Source organism: Pseudomonas sp. B414, from assembly GCF_055408445.1.
In genome coordinates, this window is sequence record NZ_JBUZTQ010000020.1 from 13,440 (window position 1) to 39,358 (window position 25,919).

Annotated in this window: 12 protein-coding genes; 8 read left to right on the plus strand and 4 right to left on the minus strand. The window is 57.6% G+C overall.

Annotated features, from left to right (window positions below; genetic code table 11):
- Positions 1-49: 49 nt before the first annotated feature.
- The gene (gene metH, locus ACZRMH_RS16875; protein WP_464014386.1) at positions 50-3,760 is read left to right on the plus strand and encodes a methionine synthase; all 3,711 of its coding nucleotides are present in this window, start codon (positions 50-52) and stop codon (positions 3,758-3,760) included.
- Between the two features lie 45 nt (positions 3,761-3,805).
- On the opposite strand, the gene ACZRMH_RS16880 is transcribed toward metH, so the two are convergent.
- Positions 3,806-10,198 carry an NEL-type E3 ubiquitin ligase domain-containing protein gene (locus ACZRMH_RS16880; RefSeq protein WP_464014387.1) on the minus strand — a complete coding sequence of 2,131 codons (6,393 nt, stop codon included), beginning with the start codon at positions 10,196-10,198 and terminating at the stop codon, positions 3,806-3,808.
- 132 nt (positions 10,199-10,330) lie between these two features.
- Between ACZRMH_RS16880 and ACZRMH_RS16885 the strand changes: the two genes are divergently transcribed.
- The 3 genes from ACZRMH_RS16885 (at position 10,331) to ACZRMH_RS16895 (ending at position 13,049) form a co-directional block, all read left to right on the plus strand.
- Positions 10,331-10,546: a DUF2970 domain-containing protein gene (locus tag ACZRMH_RS16885; RefSeq protein ID WP_464014388.1), complete on the plus strand. Its 216-nt coding sequence runs from the start codon at positions 10,331-10,333 to the stop codon at positions 10,544-10,546.
- A gap of 366 nt (positions 10,547-10,912) precedes the next feature.
- Positions 10,913-12,571 carry a nitrite/sulfite reductase gene (locus tag ACZRMH_RS16890; RefSeq protein ID WP_464014389.1) on the plus strand — a complete coding sequence of 553 codons (1,659 nt, stop codon included), beginning with the start codon at positions 10,913-10,915 and terminating at the stop codon, positions 12,569-12,571.
- Positions 12,555-13,049 carry a DUF934 domain-containing protein gene (locus ACZRMH_RS16895; RefSeq protein WP_464014390.1) on the plus strand — a complete coding sequence of 165 codons (495 nt, stop codon included), beginning with the start codon at positions 12,555-12,557 and terminating at the stop codon, positions 13,047-13,049. Before ACZRMH_RS16890 ends, ACZRMH_RS16895 begins: the two co-directional genes overlap by 17 nt.
- A gap of 39 nt (positions 13,050-13,088) precedes the next feature.
- On the opposite strand, the gene ACZRMH_RS16900 is transcribed toward ACZRMH_RS16895, so the two are convergent.
- Positions 13,089-18,203, minus strand: coding sequence for an NEL-type E3 ubiquitin ligase domain-containing protein (locus ACZRMH_RS16900; RefSeq protein ID WP_464014391.1), 5,115 nt, complete (start codon positions 18,201-18,203; stop codon positions 13,089-13,091).
- 178 nt (positions 18,204-18,381) lie between these two features.
- Positions 18,382-19,401 carry a protease SohB gene (gene sohB, locus ACZRMH_RS16905; protein ID WP_464014392.1) on the minus strand — a complete coding sequence of 340 codons (1,020 nt, stop codon included), beginning with the start codon at positions 19,399-19,401 and terminating at the stop codon, positions 18,382-18,384.
- 206 nt (positions 19,402-19,607) lie between these two features.
- Here sohB and ACZRMH_RS16910 point away from each other — a divergent pair, with 206 nt between their 5' ends.
- The 4 genes from ACZRMH_RS16910 to ACZRMH_RS16925 all read left to right on the plus strand — a co-directional run bounded on the left by ACZRMH_RS16910 (position 19,608) and on the right by ACZRMH_RS16925 (position 22,750).
- Positions 19,608-20,318, plus strand: coding sequence for a histidine phosphatase family protein (locus ACZRMH_RS16910; RefSeq protein WP_464014393.1), 711 nt, complete (start codon positions 19,608-19,610; stop codon positions 20,316-20,318).
- Positions 20,319-20,375: 57 nt separating this feature from the next.
- Positions 20,376-20,690 carry an SCP2 sterol-binding domain-containing protein gene (locus ACZRMH_RS16915; protein WP_122394693.1) on the plus strand — a complete coding sequence of 105 codons (315 nt, stop codon included), beginning with the start codon at positions 20,376-20,378 and terminating at the stop codon, positions 20,688-20,690.
- A gap of 201 nt (positions 20,691-20,891) precedes the next feature.
- Positions 20,892-21,959, plus strand: a complete 1,068-nt coding sequence (locus ACZRMH_RS16920) for a phosphotransferase family protein (protein ID WP_464014394.1) — start codon at positions 20,892-20,894, stop codon at positions 21,957-21,959.
- A gap of 23 nt (positions 21,960-21,982) precedes the next feature.
- Complete coding sequence (locus ACZRMH_RS16925) at positions 21,983-22,750, plus strand: SDR family oxidoreductase (RefSeq protein WP_464014395.1); 768 nt, start codon at positions 21,983-21,985, stop codon at positions 22,748-22,750.
- A gap of 172 nt (positions 22,751-22,922) precedes the next feature.
- On the opposite strand, the gene ACZRMH_RS16930 is transcribed toward ACZRMH_RS16925, so the two are convergent.
- A complete protein-coding gene (locus ACZRMH_RS16930) occupies positions 22,923-25,877 on the minus strand; it encodes an RHS repeat-associated core domain-containing protein (protein WP_464014396.1) in 2,955 nt (984 codons plus the stop codon).
- Positions 25,878-25,919 lie beyond the last annotated feature (42 nt).

A 25,919-nucleotide genomic window follows, 5' to 3' on the forward strand; every position in this document is an offset into this window, starting at 1 on the left:
AGGTTTGTTATGATTTCGCATCTTTTGCATGGCTCTAACAGGTAGTCCTATGTCTGACCGCAGCGCTCGTCTACAAGCACTTCAGCAAGCCCTCAAAGAGCGCATTCTGATTCTCGATGGCGGCATGGGCACTATGATCCAAAGCTACCGTCTAGAGGAACACGACTATCGTGGCACACGCTTCGCCGACTGGCCGAGCGATGTCAAAGGCAACAACGACCTTTTGATCCTCAGCCGTCCCGATGTGATCGGGGCCATTGAGAAGGCGTATCTGGATGCCGGTGCCGATATTCTCGAAACCAACACTTTTAACGCCACCCAGGTTTCACAAGCCGATTACGGCATGCAGGCATTGGCCTACGAGCTAAACGTAGAAGGCGCACGCGTTGCGCGCAAGGTGGCCGATGCGAAGACGCTGGAAACCCCGGACAAACCACGTTTTGTCGCCGGTGTGCTCGGCCCTACCAGCCGTACTTGCTCGTTGTCGCCAGACGTCAACAACCCCGGCTACCGCAACGTCACCTTCGATGAACTGGTGGAAAACTACACCGAGGCCACCAAAGGCCTGATCGAAGGCGGCTCGGACCTGATCCTGATCGAGACCATTTTCGACACCCTCAACGCTAAAGCCGCGATCTTCGCTGTACAGGGTGTATTTGAAGAGCTGGGCATCGAGTTGCCGATCATGATTTCCGGCACCATCACCGACGCCTCCGGTCGCACCCTGTCGGGCCAGACCACCGAAGCGTTCTGGAACTCCGTGAGCCACGCCAAACCGATCTCGGTGGGTTTGAACTGCGCGCTGGGCGCCAGCGAACTGCGTCCTTACCTGGAAGAGCTGTCGAACAAGGCCAGCACTTACGTTTCGGCTCACCCCAACGCGGGCTTGCCCAACGAATTCGGTGAATACGACGAACTGCCAGCAGAAACGGCCAAGGTCATTGAAGAATTCGCCCAAAGCGGCTTTCTCAACATCGTCGGCGGTTGCTGCGGCACCACGCCGGGGCATATCCAGGCCATCGCCAATGCCGTGGCCGGTTATGCGCCGCGCCAGATCCCGGATATCCCCAAGGCTTGCCGCCTCTCGGGCCTTGAGCCGTTTACCATCGATCGCAGCTCGTTGTTCGTCAACGTCGGTGAACGTACCAACATCACCGGTTCTGCTCGCTTTGCCCGGCTGATCCGCGAAGACAACTACACCGAAGCCCTGGAAGTGGCCCTGCAACAGGTTGAAGCCGGTGCGCAGATCATCGACATCAACATGGACGAGGGCATGCTCGATTCGAAGAAGGCCATGGTCACCTTCCTCAATCTGATCGCCGGTGAGCCGGATATCTCCCGCGTACCTATCATGATCGACTCCTCCAAGTGGGAAGTGATCGAAGCCGGCCTCAAGTGCATCCAGGGCAAGGGCATCGTCAACTCGATCAGCATGAAAGAAGGCGTCGAGCAGTTCATCCATCACGCCAAACTGTGCAAGCGCTATGGCGCCGCCGTGGTGGTGATGGCCTTCGACGAAGCCGGCCAGGCCGATACCGAAGCGCGCAAAAAGGAAATCTGCAAACGCTCCTACGACATTCTGGTCAACGACGTCGGCTTCCCGCCGGAAGACATCATCTTCGACCCGAACATTTTCGCCGTGGCCACCGGTATTGAAGAACACAACAACTACGCTGTCGACTTTATCAACGCCTGCGCCTACATCCGCGACGAACTGCCGTACGCACTGACCTCCGGCGGCGTGTCCAACGTGTCGTTCTCGTTTCGCGGCAACAACCCGGTGCGTGAAGCGATCCACTCGGTGTTCCTGCTATACGCAATCCGCAACGGCCTGACCATGGGTATTGTCAACGCCGGTCAGTTGGAGATCTACGACCAGATCCCGACCGAGCTGCGCGATGCCGTGGAAGACGTGGTGCTCAACCGCACCCCGGATGCCACCGACAACCTGCTGGCCATCGCCGACAAGTACAAGGGCGATGGTAGCGTCAAGGAAGCCGAGACTGAAGAATGGCGCGGCTGGGACGTCAACAAACGCCTGGAGCACGCGCTGGTCAAGGGCATCACCACCCATATCGTCGAAGACACCGAAGAGTCGCGCCTGTCGTTCAAACGTCCGATCGAAGTGATCGAAGGGCCGTTGATGTCGGGTATGAACATCGTTGGCGACCTGTTTGGCGCAGGCAAAATGTTCCTGCCGCAGGTGGTCAAGTCCGCCCGTGTGATGAAACAGGCCGTGGCTCACCTGATTCCATTTATCGAACTGGAAAAAGGCGACAAGCCGGAGGCCAAGGGCAAGATCCTGATGGCCACCGTCAAAGGTGACGTCCACGATATCGGCAAAAATATTGTCGGCGTGGTGCTGGGTTGTAACGGCTACGACATCGTTGACCTGGGCGTGATGGTGCCTGCGGAGAAAATCCTCCAGGTGGCCAAGGAGCAGAAGTGCGACATTATCGGCCTGTCCGGTCTGATCACCCCGTCGCTGGATGAAATGGTTCATGTGGCCCGCGAGATGCAGCGCCAGAACTTCCATCTGCCACTGATGATTGGCGGCGCGACCACGTCCAAGGCGCACACCGCGGTCAAGATCGAGCCCAAGTACCAGAACGATGCGGTGATCTACGTGACCGACGCCTCCCGCGCCGTGGGCGTGGCCACGCAGTTGCTGTCCAAGGAACTCAAACCCGCCTTTGTGCAGAAAACCCGCGACGAGTACGTCGAAGTTCGCGAACGCACCGCCAACCGCAGTGCCCGTACCGAACGCCTGAGCTACGCCGCGTCCATCGCCAAGAAGCCGCAGTTCGACTGGGCCGGCTACCAACCAGTCAAGCCGACTTTCACCGGCGCCAAGGTGCTGGACAATATCGACCTCAAGGTACTGGCCGAGTATATCGACTGGACGCCGTTCTTTATCTCCTGGGACCTGGCTGGCAAATTCCCGCGCATCCTCACCGATGAAGTGGTCGGCGAAGCGGCCACCGCGCTGTATGCCGATGCCCAGGAAATGCTGAAAAAACTGATCGACGAGAAACTGATCAGCGCCCGTGCGGTATTTGGCTTCTGGCCGGCCAATCAGGTCAACGATGACGATCTGGAGTTGTATGGCGAAGACGGCCAGCCAATCGCCAAACTGCATCATCTGCGCCAGCAGATCATCAAGACCGACGGCAAGCCAAACTTCTCCCTGGCCGACTTTGTCGCGCCAAAGGACAGCGGCGTGACCGACTACGTGGGCGGCTTTATCACCACTGCAGGCATCGGTGCCGAAGAAGTGGCCAAGGCCTATCAGGACGCAGGCGACGACTACAACTCGATCATGGTCAAGGCCCTGGCCGACCGTCTGGCCGAAGCCTGTGCCGAATGGCTGCACCAGCAGGTACGAACCCATTATTGGGGCTACGCCAAGGACGAACAGCTGGGCAATGAAGAGCTGATCAAGGAGCAATACAGCGGTATCCGCCCTGCTCCCGGCTACCCGGCGTGCCCGGACCATACTGAGAAAGGCACGTTGTTCGCCTTGCTGGAGCCTGAAGCCGAAGAAATGCGCGCAGGCAAAAGCGGGGTGTTCCTGACCGAGCACTACGCCATGTTCCCGGCGGCAGCGGTCAGCGGCTGGTACTTCGCCCACCCGCAGGCGCAGTACTTTGCCGTGGGCAAGGTCGACAAGGACCAGATTGACAGCTACACCGCGCGCAAAGGCCAGGATCTGACCGTGACCGAGCGCTGGCTGGCACCCAACCTGGGGTATGACAACTAAGGGCTGAAACCCCCGCAGGAGTCATCACGGCTCCTGCGGTTTTTCTCAAAGGTGTTCGATTTCAGCGCGCTCACGTTCCGTGAGACGCACCAACAACTCCCGTTCTTCACGGGTGTTCTTTTTGCCCAGCGCTTCTACCTCAATACTGTAAGCCGCGCCGAAATCCGGATGACGGTCTTCCAGTTCGTCAGCCTGCTCCTGGCGAGCCTGCTCCATCTGGGCAAATTCCTGTGGGTACTTGCGCTTCAGATAATCCACCCAATATTCACGTGCCAGCAACTGCTCCAGATAGGCTGGAGTGTTTTCTGCCGCCAGCACCGCAACATAAGCAGCTTCAAGATCTTCGGCACTGACTTTGGCAACGTTTCTGTAGAGCATGTCCTGGGGCTGGCGGGGCAGATCCAGACGCTTGGCAAGATCGACGCGATAGGCCATACGAATTTCAGCCGGGTCTATTCTCGGTCGCCGGTTCACCTGCACCTGGGCGATTTCCTCTACCTGCCCCAGCCGGAACAGCCCTCTGGAGAGTTTTAGAAGAGCGGCCCCTTCTTCCCCCGCAACTACTGATTTCAGCACATTGAATTCATAGACTTTCACTTCGATATTGCTGAACAGCAGAATCCGGCCATCACCGCAGGTGTACTGCGAACGTGCGCGGGTAAACACATCGCTGCGCAACCCTGCGTCCGACTCTATGGCCTGCAGCACTTCCCATACCCGTCTGGTCAGGTCGGCCCTGTCCTGAATAAAGTCACGGGAATGCTTCAGTTCACTGAGCAAATGAAACAGGCTTTCACTGCCCTCCTGAGCCTGCAGGCCCGACCAGATCCCATGTTTGGGTGAGTCATGTGCAACGCCTTCGAACCAGCGGGCCTTTTGCTCCTCCTCAGGCTCTGAGATCGCGTTTTCCAGATCCTCATCCATCGCGCCAAAAGAGCTGTCTGATTCGTCGCTATCAAGCAGCGCCATCTCGATTTCTTCCCGGGTGAAACCCAGGCCATTGCCGGAGAAGTCCATGTAATCCCTCAAGGTTCGATACCCCGAGGACGACAGCAGGTTATCTGAGACATCGGTGTCAGCCATCAGCCTGTCGTTGTTGCCTTCAAACAACGCTGTGGGGATGTCCTCGATGAGATTGTTGCTCAGATTCATGGTTCTGAGCGTGGGCGTATTCAGGGCATTAGAAGGCCACTGCACCAGTCGGTTACCGCTCAGGTCGAGGGTGTGCAACTGGTTCAATCCAGTCAAATCGAAACGCTCCAGACGGTTATGGCTGAGGTCGAGCCACTCCAGGCGGGGCAGTGTTTGCAATTGCCGATGCAACTGTTCGCTGTCCTCCAGGCCGTTGTAACTGGCTTCAAGCCGGTTGAGACTGGCTAACCAGCCAACCACTTCGGGCAGGCGGGTGAGCCCGTTATTACTGAGCTGCAAGGTGTTCAATGCAGGACAGTCAGCGATAAAGGCAACAGTACCCTCGCCGCCAAGCCTGACGCCATTGAGGTTCAAGGTCGTTATATGCTCAAGCGTGACAGGCAATGCCGGTATATCCCCCAAACACAGATCTGAAAAGTCCAGGGTATGGCTGCCCTGCCCTCGCACACCCACCAGGGCTTGACGCCAGGAACCCATGATCCGGTCAGCCGCCCGCCTGCGATCAAGCGCACTGACCCAGCGTCCACCCTCTCTATAGCCTGGCGTATCAATCCAGTTGTTGAGCCTGTGGATCAACTCGCCCTGCTGCGCGGCCCATTGCGCAAGTCGGGCAGCAAGCTCTTGTGCCCCCATATTGGCCTGCATGCCGTCGATGCCCGCAATTGCCTCAGCCAGGGTCAAATCAGGATTCAATCTCTGCAGCAAAGCTGCCGGGGTCAATTGCACCTCACCGGGGGACAGCTGGGGCAGATCGGCCAGCAAAAGTTCCGGGTTGTCTGATACCGACTGGGGGAAATACTCGGGCGTGCCCCCGGTTTTACCTTGTGCCAGCAACCCCACGTCGATCCCTGCGACATTGTCGTGACCTGTGCGTTGCGCATAGGCCAGCAACTCGGCACAACTGGCGGGCGACAACAGGCAGCCGCTCAGATAGGTGCCGGCCAGCAACTGTTCATGACCTGTCAATGCCGCCTGCGGGACGCCTGTGATCGCACTGCGGGCAAGATTCAATTGGCGCAGGGAGGTCAGTTGCAGCACACCGGCGGGCCATTCCCGGATACACGTCTCACTGAGGTTGAGCACCTGCAGTCGGGGCAGCATGCGCACATCCAGGGATGTAACCCGGTTGCGCTGCAAATTCAGGTTTCGCAGCTCGCCCATGCGGTTCAAACAGCCCTGGGTAGACGGGTTTACCGTCAACTCGTTAAAAGCCAGATTCAGTTCAGTGATCTGCCGCAGTTCACTCAGCGCTGGCGGTAATGCAATCAGGTTGTTGCGACTTAGATTCAGCCTGCGAATGTTGCTGAACAAACCGATAAATCCATTAATTTCATCTGGTGGCACATTCAGATTACTCATGTCCAGATGCTCAACATGGCTAAAGCCACTCGCGGGCAACTGTGGCAAGTCGCTTACCACCCCGTCCGATAGATCCAGAACCCCGCGGTTTGAAGGTCGCCGCCAGGCAGGCCCGGCAACCGGCTCATCAACCCCCAACCGCAGGGTAATTCCGGCCCTCCAGCAGTGTTGGACCTTGTCAGCCAGAAGCCTGCGAAAAAACATGTCTGCCGACAACGGCCTCTTATTCACCCAGGCCTCTACAACCCCCATAAGCGCCTGATGCTCTGCGTGCAACGCGTTGATCTGCCTGAACAGTTCTGGCAATCCCTGCCCTCTGAGAGAGGATCGGGCGAATACCTCGTCGAAGGAGTACTGACCCAGATGGCCAAACTGCCTCAGGCAACCTTGGCAGTACTGCGCCATCCATTGATCAAGATCTACCAGGTGGGCAGGCTCATCACGCAGGTAATCAAAGGCTTTGATGACCATTGGCGGATCTATGCTCGACCAGTCCAGACGCAAGCTGCGCCATAAGCTGCGCGGCTCTGTGAACAACTCGTCGGGCAAGGTTCTGATTGAGGTACCAAACAGGTCCAGCGCCTGCAGATGCTCCAGTCCGAACACCCCGGCCGGCCACTGTTGCAGATGCCCGGATAGCCGCAGCACCCGTAGCCCCGGCCAGGCACTGACGTCCAGTTCGTCCAGAGAGCCCAGGAGGGTCAACTGTTCAAGTTGCTCCATTGAGGAAAGCCGGCTCATAAAGGCCTGGGTGAACCCCGGATACCCCGCGTACAGGGACAGCTCCTTGATGCCCGGCAGTTGCGCCAGCGCCTCGACCACCGCCATCAGTCTTTCACGGATATCGCTCAATTCAAGACGCTGCACAGTCGGGAAGCGTTTCACAAACCCTGCTTCCGGTTCACTGAGCATCAGGTCCGCATCCAGCTTTAATGCCCGCACATGGGAAAAGTCGGCGTCCAGAACCGGAAAATCTCCGACGGAACCGAAATCAAGACAGGCAAAAGGCTCCTGAGTACGTTGCAAACCCTCTCGCCAACAGGCGATCACCCTGTCGACCACCGGCTGGCGCTCCCATTGGTTCCCCGAGTGCTGCCAATGTTCGAGCGTGGCGCGTAATTGCCCCAGTTCACGCTCCTGATTGGCCAGAAAATGAAACAGATGCTGCGACGATTCGCCGCCACTCTGACGCTCGTAGAGATAACGGCTGACCACTTCGTCAGTCATGTTCGGATAGATGGTGCGCATTCTGCTGAGCAGAGATGGGTCGACATCAAATGCGTCGCCACGCCCGGACAAGGCATAGCCGATCTGACCATTAAGCCATTGCAGGTCGGGCCTTGCGCGCGGTTCGCGCAGCTTCAGCACACGCGCCATCTCGCGGCGATGCGAGGTTGCATAGCGCCCCTCAGTGCCTTGACCGACCCCGGGGATTTCCCGGCAATGCGCCGCCAGACGCTCGCTGTCGGCCGACGCCAGGCCCGGCAAGTACAAACCGGCCAGCGCCCGGCTCAACCTGCATTGCTGCGCAGCAGCACGGGCCAGATCATCGAGGGTGCCCGAGGTCAGGGCTGCCGGGCCGGCCTGGGCAAGGACTTCCCTGGCCGTGCGCTCTGACAACAGGGGAAACCTGCGGCAAAGCCCCTCAACTCGCGCGTCTTCCTGCTCGCCGCTTTGCGTCAGGCTTCTGAACAGGGCTTTTTGCTCGGTGCGCAACTTATCAGCGAGATGCCGGTTACGCGATGGCTGGAGCTGGCCCAATTCCCGCTCAACCCAATACTGCTCCAGGGTATCGAGCAGAAGTGCCGGCGGTAGCAGCCCGTCCACATGCACCTTGCGCAGTGCATCGTCACCCACCCCGCAAACATCGGCCATCTGGGCCAGGGTTGCGTCATCGAACCCCCGGGTCATAAATCCCAGCCGCCGCAACAAGGTCTGGCGCTGCCATTGCAGCGGTTGCTCATGACTGTGGCGCCAGGCACCGGCATTGTTGTGCCTGAGTTCTGGCTGATACGCCTTGTCGTCCGTCGGGTGCCTGATTCTCCATTCGTTGAGCGCCTGATCAGAGGTCAGTTCATAAAACTGCTGATCCACTTGCACATAGAGCCTGCCCTGCATCTCATACTGCCCCAGGGCGTTGGGCTTGAGCTGAGCAGGTAACCGGGGATCACACTGATAAGGGGTCAGGTCCGGTTTCCACAGGCGGGTCTGGCCATCGCGCAACTTGATCGGGATCAGTTGATCGCCCCATCGGGCCAGGGTGCCGCCCGCAACGTTACTGATCCCATGACCGGCGCCAGCCACAACACCGGCCACGGCCAGGTTTATCGCCACACTCTCACAATGCGCCCAGGCCCCTTCAAGGTCGCCGACTCCCCATGACTCGATACCGTGATAAACCTCCATGCCGATTTGCAGGGCCATGACTGCCATCATGACTTCCCCCAGGCCGGGGACAAAAAAAGCGGCCACATTTACCGCATCCATGCCCAGGCCCAGGTAGTAATCCAGACGCTGCTGCAACAACTGGCTGTCGGCATCGGCGGTGGGCACGGCGAGCAACCGCGCGTTGCCCTTCAGACGCTGCACATGCAGGCGGTGCAACGCCTCGAACAGAGCAGCGGGGGGCGTATCCAGGTAACGCTGGCCCAGCCGCAGATCCACCTCGTCAACATAAACCGCCGCTTGCCCCGTAGCGGGGTCGGGCCGGGTTTTGTAAAGCTGGGCGTTGAGGCGAGCCAAAAAAGTCTGAGCTTGCCCCTCGGGTACCAGGCTGGCAAACAGTTGCTGATACTCCTCAGTACGCAAATTCAGCCCCAGCTCATACTGGAATGCTTCGAGTGAGGGGTATTCCTTGAGTGGATACAACGGTGCCCCCGGTATATACACCAGCAAAGGTTCCATATCCGGCTTTTTCATCACCGGCATTTCGAACCCGAGCCGTGAGCCTGCCCACTCCATCACCGGCAGCGTTGAGCGATAGGGCCCAATAAGCAAAATCTCGCCCAGGGTAAAGCCATACAGCTGCAACTGGCTGAAGGCCACGGGCTTGCCATGCAGTTTTGGCGCTGGCGCCCTGTCCAGCACCGCCTGCAGCATGTCGTAGGCGTGCAGGGAGATGTCCTTTTGCATCAGTGCAATATTCTGGCGCACGCCCAGCAGTTCCTTTTGCGCCCGAATCATCTGGTAGCTCACCCTCGGAGCCTTGTCGGGCGCCTCGAACACCTGGTAAAGATGCTCCTGATATTGCTGGCCCAGATCCAGCGCCCGGCAGAGACGGGAAAAAACCTCGGGCGTCATAGTGAGCTTTTCCCGATATTCAAAGCCGGGTACAGGTCTCAGGTTTTTCCGCGTTTGCTCAAGCTCACCGACGACTTCACCGGTACCATGCACGAGCGTATCGGCAAGCTGCGAGTAGGTATCCGTTGCGCTTTCGGGGACCCACTTGTCTACCGCCAAGGCCCCTTCGGGTGCCAGGGCACTGACCTGGCCATTGACCATCAGGGAGAATTCTTCATTGCCTTCAAAGTTAAGCAGCGCTGCTTGCAGCAGGCTCTGGTGCTGCACCGGCTGGTCACGGCGCAGGTAAAACAGGCGGTTCTTGTTAACATCGATTTCTACGCCTGGTGCACTGTGACTGTGCAGCGCCTCCTTGAGCCTGGGTTCGGCAAACTGGGTGATGCCCTGCAAGTCTTTCAGAGTACGCGCCAGTGCTTGATTGGCCTGGCGACTGCGCGCCTGGCAGCCAGCCAGTGCCTCACGCAACCATAACGGTGCCTGGGCATCTTCGGCCCGCGGGCGCGCCAGCAGGCCCTGCTTCAGGCGCTGTACGTCCACCACCCTGCTGTGCCTGATCCAGCCGGGCAGCCTGCTTTTGATAAATGCTGCGTGCGGGCCGAGGCCTGCGGATACTCGCCATTTGGTCATTGAGCCTCTCCTGATAGCTCGCTTGAGAAGCCTCAGTACAACCAAAGAGTCAGTGTATTTGGCGGTATCTATATATCGTTCTTGACTACGCTCTATCGTAGGCAGCACCACTTACTGGCACCGGAGGACCTCATGGATGATCCAGACAACAAGCCGCCGACCTTCTGGCAAGTACTGCACAGCGTGATGGCCGCAGCCTTTGGCGTGCAAAGCGGAAAAAACCGCGCCAGGGATTTCACCCACGGCAAACCCGGCCAGTTCCTGATTCTGGGCTTGCTGTTTACCTTGTGTTTTGCGCTGGCCCTGTACGGGATCGTCAAGCTGGTCCTGTACCTGGCGGGTGTATAAAAGGCTGAGTATTACTGGTGGCTGACCCAGAACACGGCGGTGGCAACCACCAGCACAATCAGAAAGAAAATGGCCCATGCATCGACCTTGCTGTCGCTTTTACGCGCTTTGACTGGAGTACTCATCGCATCGCCTTTTTTCGGTTTTATGGGTGATTGCTTGAAGTCCTTCGAACAGTTAAGCCCAGCAATGCCCTTCTTTCAAGTAAGGGATTGAGAATCAACCGCTTATAGTCGTTTTGGTTCTTTGCATATGCTTAAACATCACTTTTGCGCATAACTACAAACTGGTATCTTGCCTCGCTCCTTGGGGAGTGCGCGGCCGTGCGCGCAGATAAGCTGTTAGCAGCCTGAGAACAGGACCTATATGTACGTATATGACGAGTACGATCAGCAGATCATCGAGGACCGCGTCAAGCAGTTCCGGGATCAGACCCGACGCTATCTGGCAGGTGAGCTGAGCGAAGAAGAGTTCCGCCCCCTGCGCCTGCAAAATGGCCTTTATGTTCAACGCTTTGCCCCAATGCTGCGGGTCGCTGTACCGTATGGCCAGCTGACTTCGCGTCAAGCGCGGATGATGGCCAAAATCGCCCGCGACTATGACAAGGGCTATGCCCATATCAGTACCCGCCAGAATGTGCAGTTCAACTGGCCTGCGCTGGAAGACATCCCGGATATCCTGGAAGAGCTGGCCACCGTGCAAATGCACGCTATTCAGACCAGCGGTAACTGCCTGCGCAACGTCACCACCGACCAGTTTGCCGGTGTTGCCGCCGACGAATTGATTGACTCGCGCCCCTGGTGCGAAATCGTGCGTCAGTGGACCACCTTCCACCCGGAATTCGCTTACCTGCCACGCAAGTTCAAGATCGCGATCAACGGTTCCAGCTCTGACCGTGCCGCCATTGAAGTGCATGACATTGGTCTGGAGCCGTTATACAACGCGGCTGGCGAGGTTGGCTTCCGCGTACTGGTGGGTGGCGGTCTGGGCCGTACTCCGGTCATCGGCGCCTTTATCAATGAGTTCTTGCCGTGGCAGGACCTGCTCAGTTACCTCGAAGCCATCCTGCGGGTTTACAACCGCTATGGCCGTCGTGACAACAAGTACAAGGCGCGGATCAAGATTCTGGTCAAGGCACTGACGCCTGAAGTGTTCGCAGAGCGCGTGGAAGCCGAAATGGTGCACCTGCGCGGTGGTTCGAACACCCTGACCGAAGCTGAAGTGCAGCGGATTGCCAAGCACTTCGTGGACCCGGACTACAAAGCCCTGCCCGACTTCGGCGCTGAACTGGCCGAACTCGACAAGCAGCACCCGGGTTTCGCCCGCTGGCGCACCCGTAATACCCTGGCCCACAAAAAGCCGGGCTATGTCGCCGTCACCCTGTCGCTCAAGCCTACTGGCGTAGCGCCGGGCGATGTGACTGACAAGCAGTGGGACGCCATTGCCGAAATGGCCGATCGCTACAGCTTTGGCCAACTGCGCACCTCCCATGAGCAGAACATCATCCTGGCCGATGTTGAAGAGAGCCAACTGTTCACCATGTGGGGCGAGTTGCGTGAAAACGGTTTCGCCACGCCGAACATTGGTTTGCTGACCGATATGATCTGCTGCCCCGGCGGCGATTTCTGCTCGCTGGCCAACGCCAAATCGATCCCGATTGCCGAATCGATCCAGCGTCGCTTCGAAAACCTGGATTACCTGTTCGACATTGGCGAGCTGGACCTGAACATCTCCGGTTGCATGAACGCCTGTGGTCACCACCACGTCGGTCATATCGGGATTCTGGGTGTCGACAAAAAAGGCGCCGAGTTCTATCAGGTTTCCCTGGGTGGCAGCGCCAGCCGTGATGCCAGCCTGGGTAAAATCCTTGGCCCGTCTTTCGCCCAGGACGCCATGCCGGACGTGATCGAAAAGCTGATCGATGTGTATGTTGAAAAACGTACCGAAGATGAGCGCTTTATCGACACCTACCAGCGTATCGGCATCGACCCTTTCAAGGAGCGCGTCTATGCAGCGAATAATTAAGAACAACGAAGTCATCGATGAAACCTGGCACTTGCTGCCCAAGGAAACCACCTTTGACGAAATCTCCAACTGCGACGACCTGATCGTCCCGTTGGTAATGTGGCGCGAACACGGCCATGCCCTCAAGGCCCGCGATGGCGGCCTCGGCGTGTGGCTGGACAGCGATGAAGAAGCTGAAGAAATCGGCGAAGACGTGGCCAACTTTCAGGTGATTGCCCTGAATTTCCCCGCCTTCACCGATGGCCGCAGCTACTCCAATGCCCGCCTGCTACGTGACCGCTATGGTTACAAAGGCGAATTGCGCGCCATTGGTGATGTCCTGCGTGACCAATTGTTCTATCTGCACCGCTGCGGCTTTGACGCGTTTGCCATTCGCGCCGATAAAGATCCGTACGAAGCGCTGCAAGGTCTCAAGGATTTCTCGGTGACCTACCAGTCTTCAACCGATGAGCCGATGCCGCTGTTCCGCCGTCGCTGATGATGTGAAAGACCCCGGGTTCGCCTGGGGTCTTTGCGTTTACAAGGTGCTGGAGGTTGAAGGTTGCACTGGTGCAAACGGATGCCTTTCGATTTCTTCACGGGTCAAGCGGGCAATCAGCTCTTGCCTGTTCACCAGCCTCAGATCTCCCACCTCCTGGGTTTTCGACACATAGTCCTGACTGGACAGCTTTTCCCGCGCCATATAAAGCAACTGCATGCGCTCATGCAGCGGTGAATCCACGGACTGGAAATGTTCGGGGTATTTCTTCTCCAGGAAGTTCTCCCAAAATCCCTGCTTTACAAGGTAAGCAATCTTCGCCGCGTGCGTGTCCCCGCTGAGCACAGACTGTTTGGCGACTTGCAACTGCTCAGGTGTCACCTTGGCCATTCGTTCGAAGATCATGCTCTCGGGCCGCGCTGGCAGATCAAGACTCTCGGCCAGCTTGACCTGATAAAACATCTGCACTTCGAGTGGCTCGACCTGATCGATACGGGCCTGCAAATCAGCCGGGCTCAGCCTCTGCGCCAACACCAGGGCTTGCTCCGTGCCAAGACGATAAGCCACGCCCTGCTGCTGCTCCGCCGTCATGTCAGCCAGAGGGTGCGGGGCAAAGTCCGCCCGTTGCATATCTATCAAATCCTGTAATTGCTGCACATACCCCGCCTGCTCGGCGTGAATAGCAGCCACCCGTGCCTCGACTACTCCCTGCACGTGTTTATCCAGCAGCTCAATGCGAAACAGCCCTTGCCCCAGCTTCAGCAATTGCTCCTCAGCGTTGGCGGCACTGCGGGCAGTAAAAATCAGGTGGCGCAGTTCCAGATCGGCAAAGATCATGGGAATGCCATCGGCACAGGTATTGGGGTTGGCCGAAACCTCAAACAACTGGTCGCGCAATTCACTGTTGCTGTGCATTGCATTGAGAATTTTCCATACCCGCTGGCTTAAGCTCTCACGCTGATGCAAAAACTGTGAGGAAACGCTGAGATCTTCCAGTACGCGAAAAAAATCAGTCGACCGGGCCGTTCCTCTCAGGTCATTCCATACGCTGGTTTCTGCAAATGTTGGCCGGGACGCCCAATGCAAGATACCCCGAGCCTGCACCACATGCTGATGTCGTGGAGCAATGCCAAAGTTGATGCCGTACTCACGCCGGTAGTTTTCCAGGCGACGCAAGGAGTCGGCGCTCAAGGGGTTGTCATGCAAGTGGGTGACACGGTTGATGGCGGTTCTGTCCGCAGCAAACACCTCCTGCGGTATACGGCTGATCGCGTTGTCGCGCAGGTCCAGGGTCTGCAGTTTGCTGAGTGACTCCACTCCCTCAGGCCAGGTCAGCAGGCCGGTATAGCGCAAGTGCAGGTGCTCAAGATCAGCCATGCGTCGCACCGAGATGCGCCTGCCCAGGGTATTGCCGGTCAAGTTCAGCGACTTGAGCTTGACCAGTCCCGAAAGAACCGAGGCACTGCGACTGTTCAATACGATCTGATTGCCCTGCAGGTTCAATTCGATCAGTTCGTACATGCCTGCTATTTCGCCAGGCAGGTCGCTGAGCTGATTGTTCTTCAGGGACAGGGCACGCAGGTTTGGAAATTTTTCCAGAAATGCCCCAGGGAAATTACCGTTGGCTGAATTACTCAAGCGCAATTCACTGATATGCGGGTAATCAGCCGACAATAGCGGCAGGCAGTCAACCGGCCAGGAGTTCAGATCCAGTACATACCCTGCGTGATCACCAAACTCCACACGTTCGGTCTGCCTGCGCCATGCCTGGGTCAGTGCCTGGCTGATGGCACGCTTGTCGCGCATCGACACCAGCACCCGCGGCCCGTTGCGCGGCTGACTCCAGACCATGGAACCGACCCACTGGTCAAGATCGCTGCGCAGGGTTTCAAGTTCGGCCTTGAGCCTGACCAGCGCCCGGCTCGTCAACGCCGGTGAGAGATCCATGCGGTACAAAAACTGGCCGATCTGCTCCTCGCTCATCAACGGGTACAACTGCGTCACAATATCCTTGAGTTGCAGTGCCCTGCCCTCATCCAAAGCCCTCCCTGCACGACCGCTCAGCGTATAGCCCAGCCGGCCATCGGCCAGCCGCATGGGCGATCTGAACCAGGATTTGATCCGCTGCATACCCAGCGCACTCGCGCTTTGCGCGCGCTGGCGAGCCGCAAGGTCAGCAATTTTCCGGCTCAAAACTACTGCCGGTTCAGCCACAGGAAGCCCAAGCAAGTTTCGCTCTGCAGGCGACAACGCTCTGGCCACACAGTTTGAGAGATAGGGACTGGTGTAAACATCCTCGGTATTACTCTCATAAAACTGGTATTCGCCAGCACTTTTAAAAAACTCCCGACTGTACCTGGCCAAGGGATTGCCCACAGTGCTCAGCACTTCACCTGTGGCTTTATCGCGTAGTACCAAACGCAGACTGGTTGGCCAGCCATGCAAACCGGTCACGGTCTGCCATGCCAGTACGTTGCTGTCAGCGCTGCTCAAATTCTCGAAATACAGCCCCTCCAGCGCCCGGTTCAAACGCAGCGTCTGCGCATAGCTTCGTGCCTCCTCCAGAACATGCAGCGGCAGCCGGCCGATACTGTCCAGCGCAGCAGTCTCATCCGGGCTCAAATGGTCCAGCAGTTCAGCCATCACACTGGCTGGCAAGCTCGGGAACTGTTGTTGCAGCGGGCTCATCCGGGCAGTCAGCTCTTCTCCATGGGCATAAAGACGGGAGAGCAGTTCTGCCTTTGTAGCCCGGGCCAGGCTGCCCAACTTGCGCGACAGTGCCTGAACCTGCGGTTCAAGACCCACAACCGGTTCACCCAGCAAAACCTCGATTTGCGCCAATGACAAACACTCCAGCGTGGTCTTGAGCAAGTCTGCGTTTTCAATCTGGGCCTGGGCAATTTGCACTCGCGGGTGCAGGGGATCGAGAGTCGGCCCGTACTCCTTGACTATGCCACCGTCCATACCCACCACTCGTAATACCCTGTCTGCCGGCCAGCCTTCGAGCCGTGTCAGCAAGTCCAGGTGCAGTTGCGCATTATCCGGGGAAAGATTCACGCCCTGCTGCATTTGCAGGATGAAACTGTCGATCTTTTCGCTCAAGCGTACACGCCGCATGCTGTCTGCCAGCGCAGGTGATGGCGCCAGGTTATTCATATGCAGTTTGCGCAGGACTGCGTCACTGGTATTGGACGCAGCCAGAATATGTTGCGCCGTTGCGTCCGAAAAACGTTGGGCCTCAGGCCCAAGGCGACGGAACAACTGCAAGGGCGACATGTGCATGGGGTCATCGAGCTCATGTATCCAGGCACCGTTGTCGTTATGCCTGACTCGCGGGGTGTAGGCCTGCGGCTCTGTGGGATGCTGGATATGCCATCTTTGCGTCTGTTCATCAGTTTTGACCTGGAACACCTTGTCATCCAGCCTGATAAATTGCTTGTTCCCCGTGCGATAGAGCCCTTGCGCATCAGGTTCAAGACCGCTGACAGACTGGCTTGGGTATTGGTAGGGCCGCAGATCCGGCCGCCACAGGCGTTTCTCACCCTTGACCGTTTTGACCGCAACCAGTGCATCCACCACCGGCGAGGGCTTGAGTACTTTGGCTGCTGCGCTGCCAGCGGCGATCAGGCCAAGATTCTCGGCGACATCAAACAAATGCTCCAACGCGGCTACACGGTCATTTCGCTGCCACGCCTTGATCCCGTCATACACTTCAACACCCAACTGGATGACACCGGTTACCAGCAAAAACTCACCCAGCACGGGCACAAATCCCAATGCCAGCGTCAATAAACTCAGACCCATGTTCAAAAAGGATGCCTGACGCGCCAAGCGGCTCTTGGAGTCTTCATCTTCGGTCGGGACTATCAACAACCTGGCATCATCTTTTATTTGCGCCAATTGCAGGCGCCAGGCCAACATAAATGGATCTCCAGACTGGGGTAAATGCCGGGTCTCGGCCATCAGCGCCGGCTCATTGATAATCGGCGGGCGACGCAGCAGCAGCGAGTCCCAAGTCATGTTTTTCATATCCGTGCGCCGCATGAACTCGGCTCGATAGCGAAGTGGCACCAACTGGAAGAAGAAGTTCGCGAACTCACTGTTTCGCAACCAGTCGCGCAGCGTGGCCTTGAGCAAATCAAAGGATTCAAACTCATGGAACGGGTTGTTTGGGCTATTGGGCAAATACAACACACAGGATTGCCGTTGTTCGGCAGACTTGCCTTGCGGCCAGAACACCATCGCACCGCGCACTTCAAAACCCATGATTTGAAGGGTGCCATGGACTGATTGCGTCCGCGCATATACGGCGGTTGGAGCATTCAAAAAATTAAATATGAAAAAATAAGTGTGTGAGGTTATTTCCTCCTTCATATAGGCAATGTGCAAGGCGCTTTCAAACTCATTGCGTATGTTCTCACTGAATACAACCTTTAGCTTGTAGGCTGTGGAATTGACATTGTCCGCGGGCAAGTTGTCATCCGCAGGTTCAAACACGCGAGCCAGGTGCCATTGATACTGCATGCCAAGATTCAAGTCGCGACAGATCTGCGCAAAATCTATGGGCTTGAATGCGGCCAGCTCGACTTGCCGGGCACCTCTGACTGCATAGATGCACGATCCTTGGTCGAAGCCGCCCTCACCGGCCTCATCGGCTTCAAAGTTCTGCATGGCCGCCTGCAGCAGGCTGTGCCGGGTGATACTGGAAACCAGATTCAGCTCCACTGACTCAGGTGCGAGCACCTCGGGCAATATTTGCTGGATCAGTGTGTCAGCGAGCCTGAATTGCTCACGGGCAAAAAACAGCACCAGGTTACTCAAAAAACGTACCTGTTTGATGCCATGGGTCTTGGGATCGATATCTGCCCAGCCACGAGCGGCCAGCGCTTGTTTAAGCAAGGGTTCGGCAAATTGCTCTATGGGCTGCACCCCGGCCAATACCTGTTCGACCTTGCGTCGGGTTTCATGCCCGCGCCTGAAGCTATTGCGTAATGCTTCACGCAATGGCGGCGACGCACATTTAAACCAGGGGGCAAGCAACTCAGGAATATAAGTTTCGTGTTGATTTTCAACCGTCGTACTTGCCAACTCGCGGGCATATTCAGCAGCGAAACGTTCAGGGTCTGACAAAATGTATTTAATGGCGTCGGTCATGGCGTTGGCTCGATACAGGACTCGAGCCTCAAGCTTATAGATAACGCCAAATACGAGTCGGCTAATTAACTGATCAACTTTCAGATTATGTATTTAAAAAAAGAATCAAAACTACATATAACTACCGCACTTCAAAGGGCACTGCCGCACTTATTCAACTGCAGCAGTGCCTGTCGCCTTACCAGAAGCGCGACTGAGTCAACCGGCTCCACAATGAGTCGACTACATGCTCGGCCGAACTGCTGGCGGCCAGCCCGACACGCTCCTGCAAGCTTTTGCGCTGGGCATAGTGCAGGTGATACAGCTGTGCATCCTTCGCCCGCTCGGCCAGGTATTCATCACTGGTTTTCAGCTCATCGACCAAAAGCTTGTCGACCGCTGCCACCCCCAGCCAGACCTCCCCGGTAGCCACTTCATCAATGGCCAGTTGCGGCCGGTACTTGGACACGAAGTTTTTGAACAACTGGTGGGTGATATCCAGATCCTGCTGAAACTTCTCACGGCCTTTCTCGGTATTTTCGCCAAATACCGTCAAGGTCCGCTTGTACTCGCCCGCCGTCAGGACTTCGTAGTCGATATCATGCTTTTTGAGCAGGCGATTGACGTTGGGCAACTGTGCCACGACACCGATGGAACCCAGAATCGCAAAGGGTGCGCTGATGATCTTTTCGCCAATGCACGCCATCATATAGCCGCCGCTGGCCGCGACTTTATCAATACAGATCGTTAGCGGAATACCCGCCTGACGAATACGTGCCAGTTGCGATGAGGCCAGGCCATAGCTGTGCACCATGCCGCCGCCGCTTTCCAGGCGCAGCACCACTTCGTCAGTCGGTTTGGCCAGGGTCAGCAAGGCGGTGATTTCGTGGCGCAGGCTTTCAGTTGCCGAAGCCTTGATATCGCCAGCAAAGTCCAGAACAAAGACATTGGGCTTGTCTTCAGGCTGTTTTTTCAGCTTTTTGTCCGCTTTGGCGGTCTGCTTGTGCAACGCCTTTAGCTGACCTTTGGACAACAGGGATTGCTCAAGACGGTCACGCAGGCCCTTGTAGAAATCATTGAGCTTGATGACCTGCAACTGCCCGGTGGCGCGACGCCCTTTGCCACGCAATGCTGCAATGGTCACCAGCACCACCACAATGGCGACCACCAGGGTCACGGTTTTAGCCAGAAAACTGGCGTACTCGGCAAGAAATTCCACAGCCTCTCCTTAAAACGTCTGCAGCCCGTGGGTCAGGGCTGCGCAATGACAACCAGCATACCGGCGCGAACCGGGGGCTGCCAGCCGTGAAACACCTTGGACACAGGCTCAGACAGGAATTCAAACAAGCGTATGTTTTTTCATTGACAGCCACTTGCCATCCTCCTAACCTCGCCTGACTTTCAGCGGACCGGGACGACGCGGACGTGGGCAGCATCTATCTGATAAGACATGGCCAGGCCTCCTTCGGTGCAGACGACTACGATAAGTTGTCACCACTGGGCGTGCGCCAGGCACACATTACCGGTCAGCATCTGGTTGATCTGGGCCTGCGCTTTGACCGCTGCCTGTCGGGTGATCTGTCGCGCCAGCAAGACACAGCGCAGCATGTCATGGCGCAGTTCAGCGCTGCCGGGTTGCCTGCTCCCACACTTGAAGTAGATGCAGCATTCAACGAATTTGACGCTTTCGCTATCCTTGACGCCCTGCTGCCTGGCCTGTTGCCAGACGAGCCTGAAGCGTTGGCGGCGATGCATAATGCCGCGCACAACCCGGCAGAATTCCAGCGCATCTTTGAACTGATTATCGAGCGCTGGCTCAGCGGCACCTACGACACGCCTGGCCTGGAAAGCTGGCTGGGCTTTGTCGAACGGGCCCAGGCCGGGCTCAACCGAATTCTGGATCTGGCCAAGGGCCAACAATCCATTGCCGTGTTCACCTCGGCAGGCACCATTACGGCGCTGATCCACCTGCTGACCCAGATTCCTGCCAGTGATGCCTTTAAGCTGGCCTGGCAAATTGTCAATACCTCGCTCAGCCAGCTCAAGTTCAATGGCCGCGAGGTAACCCTGGCTTCCTTCAACAGTCATGTGCATTTGCAACTGTTGAAGACGCCGTCACTCATCACTTATCGTTGAGCGATGGCAACCGTGGCCTCCGGGCCGCTGTAACCCACCCTATATAAGGATCGAACCATGACTTCTGTAGCTGATGCCGTTCAAGCAATGAAAGCCAAATTCAACCCAGCCGCTGCTGCAGGCCTGGACCTGGTTTTTGGTTTCCGCATTGATGAAGACAAGCACTTCTCGCTGATCGTCAAAGACAGCACCTGTGAACTGCAGGAAGGCGAGAATCCGGACGCCCAGGTCACTCTGGTCATGGACGGGGAAACCCTGGAAGGCATCGTCAGCGGCGAAACCGACGGCATGCAAGCGTTTATGGGCGGCAAACTGCGCGCTGAAGGCGACATGATGCTGGCCATGAAGCTGAGCGAACTGTTCCCGGCTTAAACCGCGGGCAACAGCCAAAACCGAAGCCCACGCGCTTCGGTTTTTTTTGCCCTGTGCTTTGCTCGGGCAATGGTTATCAAGGGGGATGATGCCCTGCTAACACCCCTGTCTATTAAGGCTGCGAGTGGCTTGTCGGCTCACGCCTTGCCCATTAGATTAGCGAATGTTGCCTTGCCACAAATATAAGCAGAAGAGATAAACATGGCGCTTACCGACTCGTCCACCCGCGTGCGTTCCGGCGAAGAACTCGATGCCAGCCGCATTGATCCATACCTCAAGGCGCAAATCCCGGGGCTGGTGGGGCAACCCGCGATCAGCCAGTTCCCGGGCGGGGCCTCGAACCTGACTTACCTGATTGAATACCCGGGCCAGGAACTGGTGCTGCGTCGCCCGCCGTTTGGACAAAAGGCCAAGTCGGCCCACGATATGGGCCGCGAATTCCGTATCCTCAATCAGCTCAAGGATGCTTTCCCCTACTGCCCCAAAGCCTACGCCCACTGCACAGATGAAACCCTGATCGGCTCCGAATTCTATGTAATGGAGCGGGTCAAGGGCATCATCTTGCGCTCGGATATCCCTGCCGAACTGGGGCTGAGCGCCGAGGCCAGCCAAACCCTGTGCAAGAGCTTTGTCGAACGGTTGGTCGAACTGCATAGGGTGGACTACAACGCTTGCGGCCTGGGCGACCTGGGCAAGCCTCAGGGTTATGTGCAACGCCAGATCAGCGGCTGGAGCGAGCGCTACGAAAAAGCCCTGACCCCGGACGCACCGCGCTGGGAGGCGGTAAAGGACTGGCTACAGGCGAAAATGCCGGCGGACCACCCCACCCCGGCCATCGTGCACAATGACTACCGTTTCGATAACGTGATCCTCGACCCTGCCGACCCGATGCAAATCATCGGCGTGCTGGACTGGGAGCTGACCACCCTGGGCGATCCGCTGATGGATCTGGGCAATACGCTTGCCTACTGGATCGAAGCGGGCGACCCGGCCCCGGTGCAGTTGATGCGGCGCCAGCCAAGCAATGCCCCCGGCATGCTGACCCGCCGCGAGTTCGTCGATTACTACGCCGAACGCTCAGGGCTGCAGATAGATAACTACGACTTCTACTACACCTACGGCCTGTTCCGTCTGGCGGGTATCGTCCAGCAAATCTACTACCGTTTCTACCACGGCCAGACCCAGGACAAACGTTTTGCGCAGTTTGTGCAAATGAACGCCTTGCTGGAACAGATGAGCCTCAACGTCATTCGCCGCTCCAGTCTTTAAGACCGATATCACAAGGAATCAGCATGCCCAGGACTCAACTGTTCGACCTTGATGGCAAAATCGCATTTGTTTCCGGTGCCAGTCGTGGCATCGGCGAGGCCATCGCCAAGCTGTTGGCCCAGCAAGGCGCTCATGTCATCGTCTCCAGCCGCAAGCTCGAAGGCTGCCAGCCAGTGGCAGATGCAATCATCGCCGATGGCGGCAAGGCCACGGCCATGGCCTGCCATATCGGTGAAATGGAGCAAATCACCCAGACCTTTGCCCGTATCCGCGAACACTTCGGGCGTATCGATATTCTGGTCAACAATGCCGCGACCAACCCGCAATTTTGCAATGTGCTGGATACCGACCTTGGCGCGTTCCAGAAAACTGTGGATGTAAATATCCGCGGTTATTTCTTTATGTCGGTGGAAGCCGGCAAACTGATGCGTGAGCAGGGTGGTGGCAGCATCATCAACGTGGCCTCGATCAATGGTGTATCGCCGGGGGTGTTTCAGGGCGTGTATTCGATGACCAAGGCGGCGGTGATCAATATGACCAAGGTGTTCGCCAAGGAATGCGCCGGCTTTGGCATCCGCTGCAATGCCCTGCTGCCGGGGCTGACCGATACAAAATTTGCCTCGGCGCTGGTCAGCAACGACGCCATCCTCAAGACCGCATTGCAACAGATTCCACTCAAACGCGTGGCTGAGCCGAGCGAGATGGCCGGTGCCGTGCTGTATCTGGCCAGCGATGCGTCGAGCTATACCACCGGGGTATCGCTGAATGTGGATGGTGGTTTCCTGTCCTGAGCCCACCCTTGGCTTGTGGGCTTGCATGCTTGCACTGGTTTGCTCTCTGTGGGAGCAGGCTTGCCTGCGATGGCAGCAACGCGGTTTACCTGCAAGACCGTGTCGCCTGCATCGCGAGCAAGCCCGCTCCCACAGGCTTTGAGGCGCCCACAAAAAGCAGATCAGGCTGTATTCAGTTTTTTACTGTGCTCCAGCGTTTGAACAGGCTGCTGTAGCCACTTTTGGCCGTTTGCAGCAACAGCCCGCGCACTTCGGTCAGTGCCGACACTACTCCTTTTGCAGCCCCCACCCAGGCTCTGGCCCTGGCACTTTGGGAAGCAACCGGCGAGCCGGTGGCAAACGCGGCAATGGCTTCAATAGCGACCCCGGCCCAGTAACTCCAGGTCTGATTAAACATTCGGCTCAAGCCACCCTGCAGCGTATCCAATACCCCTGGTACCTGCAGCGTTTGCACATGACGATCAAACCGCGCAGTGGCATGACCGGCACGAATGGCCGTGCCCGCCGCCGCATCGTAAGCCTCAATCGCAGGCCCCAGATTCGGCACCAGCGGCCCCGGCACATGCTGACCGAAGATCGCATTGGGCACAGTGGCCAGACCATAGGCACCTGCAGCCATGAGTGTGCGCGGGATTCTGGCCCGCACCGGGGTCTGGCCCCAGGACACGTTTTCACCGAAGCCGCTCAAGGCCTGTTGCACGATTTCCCGGGTAAAGGCACGTACATGCCCTGCCAGCCGCACTCGGGCCACAGGGTCCCAGACCTCATCGGAGCCCCCGCCCTCGCTTGCACCTCGCAGCTCAAAGCCCCTGTCCGCTGCGGTGGCGGCAAAAAAACCGATCAAAGGGCTCCAGCGGGTCAAGTGCCCAAAGAGCCCGGTGCTCATATGCATCACGGTCAATGCATCAAGGACTGCTACGGCACTTCTAAGGGTATTGTTGAGCCCCCGACCCGGCTGACGCCCCTCAAAAAGAGCAATATCGACCCCTGCCCCCACGGCATTGCTGATGTAAGTTGCCAGTGCATCACGAATCGCGGCCGCACTGGAGGCCTGCAAGCGCGCTCTGACCAGGCTCGACATTTCTTTGGCGGCGGTCTGCACCGCCGCAAACACGCCAGAGCGCTCAACCACATCGGAGCTTTGCAACCCCTGCCCGTCTGCCCTGCCGACAGGGTTGCCGCGAGCCATTGCATACAGGTTAAGACCATCAATATCATCGCCCGGGTCGGCACTGATCCAGCGTGCCAGCCATGGTGCGTAGTAACGGTAGCCAAAGTAGTAGAGGCCACTGGCATCCCGTTCCTTACCCGAATAGCGAAGGGTTTTGTAGCTAGCCTCAAGAGCATTTCGGGCCGCCCACCAGGCGGTCGCACCATAGGGGTAAAAGCCTTCATGGCTGAGCAGGCGGGCGCTTTGATCAAGTTCCAGGGTGCTGCTACCCAGATGATCAGAGAAGCTGAAGCGCACCTGTCCATCTTCGATACCTTCGGGGCGACCTTGTTCCCATTGCAAGATGCGCACGTTGTTGTGGTCCGAGCCCACAGTCAGCAGGTTCAGCCATTCACCCGTAGCACTGTTACGGCGAATTTCGAGACCAGGCAAGTAATACACCTCGTCGCGATGAGTCTGGCTGCGAACATTAAACCGCCTGATCTTGCGCACCCGGACGCCGTTGCTGTCGTAGCCGTAAATTTCGTCATCATTGGCGCCATTCGCCCGTGTGACCTGGGTAACGCGCTGCAGTTGATTGCGCAGGTTCCAGTCCAACGCCTGCCCGGGCTCAAGTGCCTGCTGGTTGCCGTTGCCGTCGAACCCCCCGCCCAACCCAGGGCTGGCAGCCATGCCCGGCCTGAGTTCAAGGCCGTGATTGCTCAGGTTCGACAGGCTCAGGGTTCGCGTATAGCCGGTTCCGTGGCTGGGCGTGTGTTGCAACCTGGCCAGGTTGCCGCCTGCATCGTAGCTGTATGTCTGGCGGTAGTTACGTCGGCGATGACCATTGGCCACGCCGAAGTGTGCTGCAACAGGCAATTGCGGGCCATTGCCATTGGCGGCGTTTTCAAGGCCAGTGGCTTCGATCAACTGGTAGAGACTGTCGTAACCAAAGGTACTCAATGCCTCCAGCCGTGTGTTGTCGGACCACAGCAGCGGCTGCGCGGCATCACGGATGCTCAGCACATTGCCAGCACGGTCATAGCCATAGGTGAGGTCCTGCAGCACGTCGTCCGGTTTGCCGGAACGGTGAGTCTTGAGTTGCTGCAAGCGTTCATCCATCGGGTTGTAGGTGCGTACAGTTACCGCCCCATTGCCCGCCCGTTCAACTTCTATATTGCCGCTCGCACCGTAGGTTCTGTGCTGCACCAGGGTATGCTGACGGCCATTGTTGAGATTGACCGCCAGGGACGTCAGCAAACCGTCCACCTCATAGCGCGAATGCTGCCGGTTGCCTTTGGCGTCCGTCTGCTCAAGCAGCTGGCCTAAAGCACCGTAGCGCCACTGGCTGCGAAATACCTCACGTTCCAGAAAGCGCTCTCGCAGCTCTGCCTGCTCAGGCCAATCGGGAGGTTGAAAGCTGTCACTCAAAAAGCTTCGCGACTGATTGATCTCCTGTCCCTGCAGATCGTAGTCCTCATACCACACAGAGCCCGCGGGATCGTCATGACGCAGCAATCGTGAGCAACGATTATGCTCCGCGTGCCCAGCGCTGTTATCGGCATAGGTCAAGCGCTCGACGCAGGTCGCTTGCTCCGCACCCTCAGCCTGTTCGAAGACGGCCGTCAGGCGCAGTAAACCGTCGTATTCATAACTGCACCGCGTACCCCGCGAGTCCCAGCTGTAACGCAGTTCTGCGCCAGCCCCTGACAGGGCGATACGTGAACCCCGATCAACACTGTCGCTATGCAATACACGCCCCGACAGTGAATAGCGGTTGCGTAGATTGGGGGCTGCAGTCAGGCGCGGGTCCCACTGCTCGGTTAAATAACCGCTGGCACCGAACATCTGGCGGCTGACCCGCGCCTGTGGCTCCTCTGCTGCGGTACGCCGATGGTAGGCCACTGAGCGAATGGCCAGGCCACGGGGATCGTAGGCCGTCAGGGAGGGGGTATGGCGATGCAAGGCTTGGGGCATAAGTCAGCTTCCTGAACTGCACAATGATTAAAAAGTGTAGTG

Coding starts and splice junctions, on each gene's coding strand:
- metH (WP_464014386.1), top strand. CDS start 50: ATGTCTGACCGCAGCGCTCGTCTACAAGCACTTCAGCAAGCCCTCAAA.
- ACZRMH_RS16880 (WP_464014387.1), bottom strand. CDS start 10,198: ATGACCAAATGGCGAGTATCCGCAGGCCTCGGCCCGCACGCAGCATTT.
- ACZRMH_RS16885 (WP_464014388.1), top strand. CDS start 10,331: ATGGATGATCCAGACAACAAGCCGCCGACCTTCTGGCAAGTACTGCAC.
- ACZRMH_RS16890 (WP_464014389.1), top strand. CDS start 10,913: ATGTACGTATATGACGAGTACGATCAGCAGATCATCGAGGACCGCGTC.
- ACZRMH_RS16895 (WP_464014390.1), top strand. CDS start 12,555: ATGCAGCGAATAATTAAGAACAACGAAGTCATCGATGAAACCTGGCAC.
- ACZRMH_RS16900 (WP_464014391.1), bottom strand. CDS start 18,203: ATGACCGACGCCATTAAATACATTTTGTCAGACCCTGAACGTTTCGCT.
- ACZRMH_RS16915 (WP_122394693.1), top strand. CDS start 20,376: ATGACTTCTGTAGCTGATGCCGTTCAAGCAATGAAAGCCAAATTCAAC.
- ACZRMH_RS16920 (WP_464014394.1), top strand. CDS start 20,892: ATGGCGCTTACCGACTCGTCCACCCGCGTGCGTTCCGGCGAAGAACTC.
- ACZRMH_RS16925 (WP_464014395.1), top strand. CDS start 21,983: ATGCCCAGGACTCAACTGTTCGACCTTGATGGCAAAATCGCATTTGTT.
- ACZRMH_RS16930 (WP_464014396.1), bottom strand. CDS start 25,877: ATGCCCCAAGCCTTGCATCGCCATACCCCCTCCCTGACGGCCTACGAT.